The organism is Croceivirga thetidis, from assembly GCF_012272815.1.
Taxonomy (GTDB): Bacteria; Bacteroidota; Bacteroidia; order Flavobacteriales; family Flavobacteriaceae; genus Croceivirga; species Croceivirga thetidis.
In genome coordinates, this window is sequence record NZ_JAAWWL010000001.1 from 494226 (window position 1) to 506409 (window position 12184).

Consider the following 12184-nt stretch of genomic DNA (forward strand, 5'->3'; position numbering starts at 1 on the left):
CTAATTCGTTGTTTCTATTACAATGGGCAATCGAACTTTGATTCCAACTGGTATTCCACGTTTTAAGGCTGGTTCTATTTTAATGGAATCATTTAGTCTCCTCGTAATTTTTTCTTTTAACCCCCGAATCGAGGTTTCGATTTTGGTGTTTTGAAATATATGGGCAACTGAAGTATATCCATTTTCGTCAATTTTTAAATCTAACCACAAGGTATCGCTCAAATCTATTTCCGATTGGATACTAAGGTCTTTAAATGTCTGATTCAATTGATTAAGCAGTTGATTTTGAAAGCACCTTTCTTGTTCCATTTTTGTGGCTGTTTCATCACAATCAGCGAATAATGGGTATTGCTCAACAGAATTCATATCGATTTCCTCCATCTTCTCTTCAACCAACCTATCGGTACGTTCTTGATTCGACAAGAAATACTGGCAAGATGTTAGAGAAAGGCAAATAAGAAACATCCAAAACCTACGCATGAGCAACCCCAGATTTTGGTGGAAAATACGATAATTAGCAATTATTCTTTTGCGAAATGCAGTTCTTCTTTCAACTCGTTTACCCGTTTTTGGGCTCTTTCTTTTAAAAAAGGCATAAGATCTTTGAAATCGGCCAATAATTTCTCGTAGTACTTCAACTTGAGTTCAGGATCCTTGTAGTATTCATCGGCCATAACACAAACTTGCCAATACGCAAATTGATTAGCGGGATTTTCTTCCCACGCCAGCGTGTAATAGTCCAAGGCTTTTTTGGTGTCTTTCTGAATTCTGAAAATTCGTCCTAAGCTGGCGTATTCTTCTTGAAAATTATACCGCCTTTCCTTTATCGATTTCTTGTAATAAATAGCCGCACTATCCAAGACATCTTCCTTCATATAAACCTCAGCTAGGCCCTTGTAAGCGTCCGCTTCGTAATTCTCAATATCACCCAATCTATTATAGGCTTTTTTTGCCTTTTCGTACTGCCAACGTTGTGCACTGGCCTCACCAAGTTTCTTTAAAACGAAGGGCTTTCCTTCGCCCACTTCTACCAACTTTTCAAATAGAGGTATAGCCTCCTCAAATTTTCCCAAGGTAAAAAGGGCCAGTGCCTTTAGATTGATTAACGCCACATCTTCTGGAGCCGTTCTTAATCCGGTATTGGTGATGTCCAAGGCATTTGAAGGTTCATCCACAGCTAGATACAACTTGCCCAATAGATAAATACTTCGCAGATGGGTACTGTCCAATTGCACCGCTTTTTTTAGTGACTCTTTGCCCCTATCGAAGTCTGAATTGTAGCGAAATGCCTTGCCTAAGAAATATTGAAATTCGGGATTATCAGGACTTTTTAAAATCAATATTCCGAACAAGTTTTCAGCGTCTTCATACTTTTTGGTCTTATCGAAAATCTTCCCTAGCTCAAATTGGGCCAAAATATTTGTGCTGTCTTTTTTGACAACAGCCTGGTACTGAAGAATTGCTTTTTCATGGTTGCCTATGGCTTCGTATGACCGAGCAATTTGATGAAGGGATTTAAGGTCTCCAAGTTTAGAATATTCATTAATGGCCTTTGAGTAATTACCTAGGGCAAAATAGTTGTCAGCAAGCACCGAAGAATTGTTTTGCGCTATGCTACTTGCAAATGGAATTAAAATAAGAACGAGAACAAAACTTTTCAATATTAACTGGATAAAACGTTAAGCTTTTTTTGAAGTTCAGCTTTCATTAAAGTTAGTTGTTTATCGAGATTTTCAATTACGGGATTATTCTCATTTGCATGCCTAAGCAATCTACTGCGCTCGGTAACCAATTTATTGTAGCGCGCAACGGTCTTTTGAACTTCACCACTCTGCTTATCAAAAACATCAGACGTTATCAAACCGAAACCATTAATGTCATCACTTAGTTTAAAAGTTACAGGAATCGAAAATGGAACTTTTACCAACTGACCTTTGTGAATACCGGGTTTCATTTTTGGTAGGCGTTTTATTATTCGTTCTACTTCATCTTCCAAAAGTTTATGGGGGCCACGTTTTCTAATATTTTCGATGGTTCCATTTTGGGCAATTGTAAACATTACACTAACACGACCTTGAATATTCAATTCTTGAGCGATTTTAGGATAATTGAAGTGCTTGCGGATATGCTCTTGTATTTTCTCTTGAAAGCAAGCTTTGGAATCCAGAACATTTTCACAGCCAGGAAATACTGGCACCCTATCTATAACAGCAAAAGGCACGCTTTGGGTTTGGGTTTCAATTGAAGCATTCCATTTGGTTTCAAAACCGAATGAAGGTTTGGAATCTACAGCAGTAATCAAAAAACCATGGTTTCCGTCACCTAAATGAACAAATTTTTGTGTTTCAGAAACAAAGTTCATTGCATCCAAAACGCGTTGAATTTCACCTTCAGATAAATCAGCGACATCCTTAATCGTAATGAACTCACCAGGTCCTAAATTTTTATCATTCTTAACCACCTGCCGAATCTTATAGGAAAAATTTGAAGTCAAGGTCATTAAATCCGAATCTAAAATTTGGAAAACCTTTTTTCTATTTACATAATCAACATAACCTTCAGAACTTGGCAAAGGTTTGGATAAAATGAAGTCATATGATATTGGTGAAGCAGGGTTGTCTTGCTTCATTTTTGTAAATAAAACACGCATATAAAGGTCCATCCTAAAGAAATCTTCTTTGTCAAGAATAGCATCGGAAGAACGGGACTTTTCCATTAGTTCACGACTCTTTTCGAATATTGATAGTTCTCCATCCAATGCGTCAATTTCCCTTTGAATTTGATCTATTAAGGCTGCATCACTTTCTGAACTATTTTCAACAGATTGATTGACCTCTTCATTCTCATACTCTTGCTCGCAAGAGGAATAAAATAACATCCCCATGACCAAGGGTAACAGTACTAAATATTTTAACTGTAAAATGGTCTTTGATTTCTTTTTAGTTAACATGACGATTCGTTTTTTGATTAATGATTTTCTAAAAAATTGATTGACAAAACTTAAATTTTGGGTCTGAAAAGCTTCAGATAGGAGTAATTGGTACTGCTCTTTTTTATTCTGCTTGGCGACTTTGGCATCTGCAATGAACTCATGGAGCTCGGCGAGTCTACTTTGATAGACATACACCAAGGGGTTAAACCATAAACCTATTCGCACAAGTTCAAAAAATAGCAAGTCCAAAGAATGCCACTGTTTGATATGAACCAATTCATGGGCTAAAATTTGTGGTTCTTTTTCAGTGGGTATGGCATCACCAAGAAAAACTTGCTTAAAAAAAGAAAATGCGAGATTACTTTTTGGTAGGGTTATTTTTGTGAATTTGGGGTAGAACGTAATGACACCTTGTTGCCTTAATTTTTGAATTCGATAAAGTTTAACTAGCAACATAATAGTCATAGCAACAGCACCTAATAGAAAAATCCATTCGTAAATCGTAAGCACCTCAATAAAACCCGGTTCCACTTCTGCAGGTGCTAGCTCGACCGCATCAATACCAATCAAAAACTCAGGATAGTAAACAGCATCTACGGAAACCGTTGATTCCAAGGCCTCAAAATGAACCTTTGGCAACACCAAGGAAAGCAAAAATGTTAGCAACAAATACGCACGGTTCAATTGAAAAAAAGTCTCCTTTTTTAGGAAAAGGTCATAGATTAACAAAAACGCCAGTTGAAATGCTAATGTTTCTAAAAGATATTGTAACATCTGAATATTTTTAAGATTCCCCCTCTTCTTTGATTTTATCCAATATGGATTCCAGTTCATTTAAACTGATGTCGTTTTTCTTGACAAAAAAGGACACCATACTTTGAAATGAACCTTGAAAGTACCCGTCGACCAACTTGTTCAGACTTTGGTTACTGTAATCTGATTTTTTCACAATTGGAAAATAAACATGGCCCTTGCCCACTTTTTCATGATCTACAAAACCCTTGTCCTCTAAAATTCTAATAATTGTCGAAACCGTATTGTATGCTGGTTTAGGCTCGGCTAATTCCTCAAGTAGGGCAGCTACGTTTGCTTTGCCTACTTTCCAAAGTAATTGCATTACCTCTTCTTCAGCTTTTGTTAGTTGTTTCATTTAACTAAATGTTTAGTTGAAATACAAACAAATATAACTAATTTTTTAGTTTAAACTAATTTCTTAGTTAAAAATTGATTGAACGGTACTCCATGATTTAAACAGATGTAACAAAATCGGCCTAAATTTGTCTAACAGTTAAAATTAAATGCTGTGGATATAGCACTGGTCATCATTGGATTTTTATTTACGCTAGTTGGCATTATAGGTAGTTTTCTACCTGTTTTACCCGGCCCTCCACTAAGTTGGGTTGGACTTTTACTCCTCTACTTGACAAAAGCAGTACCTGAAGATTGGTGGTTCTTAGGTATAACTTTGGTTATTGCGCTGACGGCAACAGTTTTGGACTATGTTATACCAGCTGCTGGAACCAAAAAATTTGGAGGAAGTAAAGCAGGAATGTGGGGCAGTATTATTGGGCTTTTAGTTGCCATTTTCTTTCCCGTTCTTGGCCCTTTTGGTATTATTATCTGGCCCTTTGTGGGTGCTTTAGTAGGTGAACTTTCTCAAAATCAAGACCAAAAACGAGCTTGGAAAGCCGCGTTTGGGTCCTTTATTGGTTTTTTGACCGGCACGTTCTTAAAGTTCCTTATCGCACTAATTTATTTTGGTCTTTTTCTTTGGAAGGCGATTGAGTATAGTGGGGAGATTTTTACTTTTTCCTAGTCCATCCAAATAACTTTGTCTTCGATGGGCGTTCGATTTCCTTCTACAACTTCACCTTCATAATACCCCATATAGAAAAAGCCCAGACACTTTTCCCCTTCTGCAAAATCAAAAAATTCATCCATGTATTTGATTAATCCAGGTGAACTCCAATAACATCCAATATTTAGTTCGGTACAGGCCAACCACATATTTTGAACTGCCATTGCCGTTGCTGCCAACTCTTCCCATTCTGGTAAACTTTCCTGTAAATCACGTTGCATGCATATGGCTATAATAGCCCCTGCTCGCGAAGGGTTTTCCAACAACTTTTTAATCTTAATTTTTTTTGGTCGCTCCTCAACCTCTTGATACTTGGTTGCAAGAAAAGTACCTAAGGCTTCTTTTGAATTTCCTTGCAATACTTTGAACCGCCATGGCTCTGTCTTTTTATGGTTTGGAGCCCAATTAGCAGCCTCAAGAATCTTCTCCAGAACTTCTTTTTCGATTGGCTTATTGATATACTGAGCGGGAAAAATGCTTCTTCGTTTTTCGATTAATTCAAAAACCATAACTAACTTTTTTTCAAAGATAAATTGAACTCAAAAATTTATTCCTTCAAAAGAAGATTTAAACAATGTTGTAAAACTGGATTTCTATTATCTTTTTTCCAAGCTACTGAAAGTAAAGCTCGTTGTTCAATTTTTTTAAGTTCAATGAACTTTACCTTCATATCAAATCCGTGTGTCAAGGAAGTTGGTATTATGGCCAAACCCATCCCCTTTTCAACCAATCTGAAAATGGTCAGCGCATGAACAGATTTATGGTTCACTTTTGGAGTAAATCCTGCATCTTCACAGATACCCATTACGGTATTAAAGTATTCTGGACTGTATTCTTTAGAAAATAGAATGAAATTTTCATCTTGTACCCGGGACATTCTTTTGAAATTTTGGGCTTCCAAAGGATAGTCTTCAGGTAAAACAAGGGAGAATGTGTCTTCAACCACTGTTCTTCTTTCCAAGCCAGTAGGCATTCTTCCAACCCTTACAAATGCCAAATCCAACTTATCTTTTAGTAATAAATTTAACTGTGCCTGATTTGACAATTCTTCCAAACTAGTATGAATGTCAGGGTACTTTTGCTGCAATCGAACCAACAAATCAGGAACCACATTTTGCATGGCAGATCCCAAAAAACCTATACGAATTTCTCCAAGGGCGCCAGAACCGATTAACATAGTCTGTTTTCGGGTCTGTTGCAAGTGATTTAAAATGAACTCAGCTTCCTCTTTTAAATATTCTCCAGCTGCTGTAAGCTGAACTTTCTTTTTGTTCCGAGTAAAAAGTTCAACACCCAAAAGTTCTTCCATTTGTTTAATCTGGGTACTTAAGCCAGGTTGTGAAATAAATAATTTTTCAGCAGCCTTTCTAAAGTGAAGTTCTTCGGCTACAGCAAGAAAATAACGATAATGCCGTAATTCAATTTGATAATCTTGACTTATCATATCTTAATAAATAAGTATTGGCAACTATCAAATGTACCTCATAATTTTATGAATAGGATAAATCCTGGTCATGAACGATTTTTTATACGGAGAAGAAACATTGACTGCTGCAAAGGCTCTTGCAATTTCAAACAAGACGCTTAAGGCCAAACTTTCAAAAAAAACAATAGATAAAGTAAAGGAGAGTGCAACCCATGTTCACCGAATGGTCGAACGCGGCGAACCGGTATACGGCATTAATACGGGCTTTGGTCCACTCTGCACTACTTCAATTTCTGCTGACGAAACCAAAATACTACAGCGGAACATTTTACAAAGTCATAGTGTTGGAGTTGGCGAACCCATCAATACCCAAATTGCCAAGCTAATGTTGATTACCAAAGTTCATGCGCTGGCCAAGGGGCATTCCGGAGTGAGAATTGAAACTTTGGAACGAATAATCTGGCATATCAACCAAGACATTATTCCGGTAGTACCCTCCCAGGGTTCCGTCGGGGCCTCTGGTGATTTGGCGCCGCTGTCACACCTCTTTTTGCCATTAATAGGACTCGGTAAAGTTCAGTTTAAAGGAAAAATAGTTGCTACAAGCGAACTGTTTCAAGAGCTAGGAGTACGTTCTCTTGACTTAGGGCCTAAAGAAGGGCTGGCACTTATCAACGGCACACAGTTTATTTTGGCTCACAGTATTTTGGTATTGGACAGACTACAAAACTGCTTGAAACAAGCGGATATTATTGGGGCAATGATGCTTGAAGGACTACAGGGATCATTGAGTCCATTTCATGAAAAACTACATCTCTTACGTCCGTTCAAGGGAAACCAGCACGTTGCAGGACGCATTCGAACCTTATTGAAGGGGTCAGAGATTTTAGAGGACCATATTGATTGTGACAGGGTTCAAGACCCGTATTCGTTACGATGTATTCCACAAGTACATGGAGCCTCTAGAAACACTTGGTTGCATCTTAAGGAACTTGTTGAAATAGAACTGAATTCGGTTACTGACAATCCCATTATTTTAGATGAAAACAACGCCATTAGTGGCGGTAATTTTCATGGTCAGCCTCTGGCCATGGCACTAGACTACGCCGCTTTAGCTACATCAGAATTGGGCAATATTTCAGATCGTAGAATTTATCTTGCTCTTGAAGGCGGTCATGGTTTACCTCAACTCTTAATGCAAGACACTGGTATAAACTCAGGTTACATGATTCTACAATATACATCTGCCGCGCTGGCCAGTGAAAATAAGAGCTTGTGTTTTCCTGCTAGTGCTGACAGTATACCAACTTCGATGGGCCAGGAAGACCATGTGAGCATGGGATCAATCAGCGGACGAAAGGCATTGCAAATAGTTGGGAATCTAGAAAAGATTTTGGCCATTGAACTATTGACCGCTGCCCAGGCTTTCGAGTTCAGAAGGCCTTTAAAGTCTGGGGTTTTATTGGATGAAGTACATAAATACCTGAGAACAAAAGTCACATTTGCCGAATCTGACCGAGTTTTTGCAGACGATATTGAAATCGCTATTGGGATTATCAGGTCGGGTACTATTCCTCAATTAATTGATGGTGTTATGCAAGAAAAAAACATAGCTTGGAGTACACCTTTTCGCAACGAATTTGATACCCTTTAATATGGAAGAAAAACTTCTCATTGGTCCATTTACCCAACTTTTACCTTTGTCTGGATTACCTCTGAAAGGAGCAATATCCGATGAAAAATTGCTAGTAATCGAACAAGGGGGGCTTCTCATTTCAAATGGACGCATTTCTGAAATTGGAAAATTTTCAGAACTTAAAAAAGTGGCATATAGGATAGAAAGGGTTGAAGAAGAAACTGTTTGTCTACCTGGCTTTATCGATGCACATACCCATATTTGTTTTGGAGGCTCAAGAGCCAATGATTATGCCATGCGCAATGCCGGAAAATCCTATTTAGATATTGCCAAAGCCGGCGGTGGAATATGGGATACCGTAACCAAAACACGCAAGGAAACGGATAATTCTTTAGTTGATGGGATTGTTGAAAGGGCCAAGACCCATTTAAGTCAGGGAACAACGACGATTGAAGTAAAAAGTGGTTATGGTTTAACTGTAGCTGAAGAACTCAAAATGTTGCGGGCCATAAAAAAGGCCAATAACACCACCCCACAAGATCTAATTGCAACATGCTTGGCAGCACATATGATACCAAAAGACTGGTCTGGCAAACCACAAGAGTACTTAAGTGAAATCACCGAAAACCTTTTTCCCATTCTCCTTTCCGAGAAATTGACGAACCGGATTGATGCCTTTATTGAAGAAAGTGCCTTTACAGCATATCAAATCGAGCCTTATTTTAAAGCGGGCAAAGCCTTGGGTCTAGACATAACAGTTCACGCAGATCAGTTTTCTACAGGAGGAAGTCAAGTTGCTGTAGATTTTGGCGCGGTCAGTGCCGACCATCTCGAAGCAAGTGGAGATTTGGAAATTGAACTTCTTGCGAAAAGCAATACGGTGGCAGTGGCGCTTCCTGGAGCTTCTATTGGTTTGGGCTGTGAGTTTAGCCCTGCTAGAAAGTTATTGGATTCTGGTGCTTGTTTGGCTATTGCCAGTGATCATAATCCAGGTTCAGCTCCAATGGGAAATTTAATTACGCAAGCTTCACTTTTAGGAACATTCCAAAAGTTGAGCAACGCTGAAGTTTTAGCTGGAATTACCGCACGTGCTGCCAAAGCCCTTAATATGAATGACCGCGGTGAATTATCGAAACGGAAACTCGCCGATTTCTGTCTTTTCCCAACGAACAACTACCAAGAAATCACCTATCACCAAGGGCAACTATTGCCCAGTATGGTTTACAAAAACGGTAAAAAAGTATTTTGATATGTCAATAGCTACATCTATGGATTTTAAACTGCAAATTACTCAGGGTATTCCTGCCAATCTACCTGAGCCAAAGTCCTTTCATCGAAGCGGAAATCCAGCTCCAAAGCGGAAGGACATTTTAACCTTGGAAGAAAAAAAATTGGCTTTAAGAAATGCGTTGCGCTATTTTCCTTCAGATTGGCATGGAATATTAGCTGAGGAATTTTATCAGGAGCTTAATGAATTCGGACGCATCTACATGTATCGATTTAAACCGGAATATAGAATGTATGCCAGACCTATTTCCGAATATCCCGCCAAGACCAAAGCAGCTGCGGCAATCATGCTGATGATACAAAACAACCTCGATCCCGCCGTTGCACAACATCCTAATGAGCTAATTACATATGGCGGTAACGGGGCCGTTTTTCAAAATTGGGCCCAGTACCTGTTGACCATGAAATACCTTTCAGAAATGTCTGAAGAACAGACATTGCACTTATATTCAGGGCATCCAATGGGATTATTCCCTTCGACAATAGAAGCGCCTAGGGTAGTTGTTACCAATGGGATGATGATTCCCAATTATTCCAAACCAGACGATTGGGAGAGGTTCAATGCCTTAGGGGTAACCCAATATGGTCAAATGACTGCCGGCTCCTACATGTACATAGGACCTCAAGGCATTGTTCACGGTACTACCATCACTGTAATGAATGCCTTTAGAAAGGTCTTAAAACCCCATGAGTCGACACATGGAAAAATCTTCTTGACGGCAGGACTCGGGGGAATGAGCGGAGCCCAACCAAAAGCAGGAAATATTGCCAAATGTATTACCGTGTGTGCCGAGGTAAATCCAAGTGCCGCCAGAAAACGCCATGAACAGGGCTGGGTAGATGAGTTAATCGAAGAGTTAGATGGTCTTGTCGTTCGGGTAGGAACCGCTGTAACCAACAAAGAGGTCGTTTCAATTGCTTATTTGGGAAATATCGTTGAAGTCTGGGAACGCTTTTTAGAAGAAAACATTTTTGTGCATTTGGGATCGGATCAGACTTCACTGCACAATCCATGGGCCGGTGGGTATTATCCCGTTGGTTTAAGTTATGATGAGTCCAATGAAATGATGGTTCAAAATCCGGATTTGTTTAAATCAAAAGTAGAAGAATCATTACGCCGTCAAATAAACGCAATCAATAAGCATACTTCTAAGGGAACCTATTTTTTCGATTACGGGAACGCCTTCTTATTGGAATCTTCGAGGGCCGGCGCGAATGTCATGGCCGAAAATAAAATTGACTTTAAGTATCCCTCATATGTTCAAGACATATTGGGGCCGATGTGTTTTGATTACGGTTTTGGCCCATTTCGTTGGGTCTGCACCTCTGGCAAAAAAGAGGATTTACAAAAAACAGATGCCATCGCTTTAAAAGTTCTGAAAGAAATAAAAGCAAATGCACCTGCCGAAATTCAGCAACAAATGCAAGATAATATTACTTGGATTGAAGAGGCAGATAACAACAATTTAGTCGTAGGCTCACAAGCAAGAATTCTCTATGCAGATTCCGAAGGCCGAATAAAAATCGCCCAGGAGTTCAATAAAGCAATTGCAAGAGGAGTGCTAAGCGCCCCGATAGTTTTAGGTCGTGATCATCACGATGTCAGCGGAACTGATTCACCTTATCGAGAAACGAGCAATATTTATGACGGAAGTAAGTTTACGTCAGACATGGCTATTCAAAATGTTATTGGTGATAGTTTTAGAGGTGCCACTTGGGTTTCCATTCATAACGGCGGTGGCGTAGGATGGGGGGAAGTCATCAATGGTGGTTTTGGAATGGTATTGGACGGTTCGGATGAAGCTTCGAAGAAATTGGAAAACATGTTGTTTTATGATGTTAACAATGGCATTGCCCGAAGAGGTTGGGCCCGCAACGAAGAAGCCATCTTTGCAATCAAAAGGGAAATGAAAAGAAGTCCTAACCTTCGTGTAACCCTACCCAACATTGTTCAAGATTCCATCTTGCAGCATATTAATTAATCAATGGCAAACTACCTAAAAGCAACATCTGAGAATTGGATTGGAAGGACATCGGGAGACCAATTGTACCTTCATGAAAAAATTGAGCTTTTAACTCCTGAACAAACTCCAGCAGGAAGGCATTTTTCAATTCTGGGTTACGCCTGTGATGAGGGTGTGCGCAGAAATCAAGGACGGGTCGGGGCCGCAAATGGTCCTAATAGCATAAGAAAAATGCTGGGCAAAATGCCAAATCATCTGTCTGAATCACAAAAGGTTTATGATTTTGGCGACATTCAATGTGACGATGGTAATATGGAAGCTTGCCAAGAGCTTCTCTCAAAAACAATAGGTAGTTTACTGGACAAAGGCACTTTCCCTATTGTTTTGGGAGGAGGCCATGATGTAGCATACGGGCACTACAATGGAATAAAGCAACACCTGCTATCTTCAAATAAATTACCAAGTATTGGCATTATAAATTTTGATGCACACTTTGATTTAAGGGATGACAGTTTCGGAAGTAATTCCGGCACACCATTTTATCAAATAGCCAATGAAAATGAACCATTTCATTACCTCTGCCTGGGCATTCGAAAGGATGCAAACGATAAAAAGCTATTTGAAACCGCAGCATCATTAGATGTAACTTATGTTATGCAAAACACCTTTCGAATAGAGTTCATGAATGAAATCAAAACTTGGATAAAAGCTTTCTTGAAAAAGGTTAATCATGTGTATGTCACCATTGATATGGACGGCTTTTCTTCTGCTTATGCTCCAGGCAGCAGCGCCGCATCTCCAATGGGTTTTGCTCCTGATATCGTTTTGGAGTGCTTGGATACCATTATAAGTTCAGAAAAGTTAATCAGTGTGGATATTGCCGAAATGAATCCTGTTTACGATAGTGACCATCAAACTGCAAAGTTGGCTGCTTCATTGGTTCATCACATTATCCATCGCATAATGCCCTAAATGAAAAAAAGCCTCCCATATTGGAAAGCCTTTCATTGGTTATCACCTTTCGGTGTAACACGATTCCGAACATTTTCGGAATCCAACACAACGTTGCAAAGATAAATAA

General features: G+C 39.2%; 11 protein-coding genes. 5 read left to right on the plus strand and 6 right to left on the minus strand.

From position 1 onward, the window contains the following. The 4 genes from HCU67_RS02175 to HCU67_RS02190 all read right to left on the minus strand — a co-directional run bounded on the left by HCU67_RS02175 (window position 1) and on the right by HCU67_RS02190 (window position 4082). Window positions 1-423 carry a hypothetical protein gene (locus HCU67_RS02175; protein WP_168550970.1) on the minus strand — a complete coding sequence of 141 codons (423 nt, stop codon included), beginning with the start codon at window positions 421-423 and terminating at the stop codon, window positions 1-3. Between the two features lie 98 nt (window positions 424-521). Continuing rightward, the gene (locus tag HCU67_RS02180; protein WP_168550971.1) at window positions 522-1661 is read right to left on the minus strand and encodes a tetratricopeptide repeat protein; all 1140 of its coding nucleotides are present in this window, start codon (window positions 1659-1661) and stop codon (window positions 522-524) included. Window positions 1662-1663: 2 nt separating this feature from the next. Beyond that, window positions 1664-3706: a M56 family metallopeptidase gene (locus HCU67_RS16585; RefSeq protein WP_246865685.1), complete on the minus strand. Its 2043-nt coding sequence runs from the start codon at window positions 3704-3706 to the stop codon at window positions 1664-1666. A gap of 10 nt (window positions 3707-3716) precedes the next feature. Further along, window positions 3717-4082: a BlaI/MecI/CopY family transcriptional regulator gene (locus tag HCU67_RS02190; protein ID WP_168550972.1), complete on the minus strand. Its 366-nt coding sequence runs from the start codon at window positions 4080-4082 to the stop codon at window positions 3717-3719. A 153-nt stretch (window positions 4083-4235) separates the two neighbouring features. On the opposite strand from HCU67_RS02190, the gene HCU67_RS02195 reads away from it, so the two are divergent. Beyond that, a complete protein-coding gene (locus tag HCU67_RS02195; protein WP_168550973.1) occupies window positions 4236-4748 on the plus strand; it encodes a DUF456 family protein in 513 nt (170 codons plus the stop codon). Here HCU67_RS02195 and HCU67_RS02200 read toward each other — a convergent pair. Together HCU67_RS02200 and HCU67_RS02205 are read right to left on the minus strand one after the other, a co-directional pair. Next, window positions 4745-5299, minus strand: coding sequence for a nitroreductase family protein (locus HCU67_RS02200; RefSeq protein ID WP_168550974.1), 555 nt, complete (start codon window positions 5297-5299; stop codon window positions 4745-4747). The two genes, HCU67_RS02195 and HCU67_RS02200, sit on opposite strands and share 4 nt — an antisense overlap. Window positions 5300-5337: 38 nt before the next feature. Further along, window positions 5338-6234 carry a LysR family transcriptional regulator gene (locus HCU67_RS02205; RefSeq protein WP_168550975.1) on the minus strand — a complete coding sequence of 299 codons (897 nt, stop codon included), beginning with the start codon at window positions 6232-6234 and terminating at the stop codon, window positions 5338-5340. A 70-nt stretch (window positions 6235-6304) separates the two neighbouring features. Between HCU67_RS02205 and hutH the strand changes: the two genes are divergently transcribed. From hutH to hutG, 4 genes are read left to right on the plus strand one after another with little or no spacing between them, the layout of a single operon-like run. Further along, complete coding sequence (hutH, locus tag HCU67_RS02210) at window positions 6305-7870, plus strand: histidine ammonia-lyase (RefSeq protein ID WP_168550976.1); 1566 nt, start codon at window positions 6305-6307, stop codon at window positions 7868-7870. Between the two features lies 1 nt (window position 7871). Further along, complete coding sequence (gene hutI / locus HCU67_RS02215) at window positions 7872-9101, plus strand: imidazolonepropionase (RefSeq protein ID WP_168550977.1); 1230 nt, start codon at window positions 7872-7874, stop codon at window positions 9099-9101. A gap of 19 nt (window positions 9102-9120) precedes the next feature. Further along, the gene (gene hutU, locus HCU67_RS02220; RefSeq protein WP_168552027.1) at window positions 9121-11121 is read left to right on the plus strand and encodes a urocanate hydratase; all 2001 of its coding nucleotides are present in this window, start codon (window positions 9121-9123) and stop codon (window positions 11119-11121) included. A gap of 3 nt (window positions 11122-11124) precedes the next feature. Further along, window positions 11125-12075, plus strand: a complete 951-nt coding sequence (hutG, locus tag HCU67_RS02225; RefSeq protein ID WP_168550978.1) for a formimidoylglutamase — start codon at window positions 11125-11127, stop codon at window positions 12073-12075. Window positions 12076-12184 lie beyond the last annotated feature (109 nt).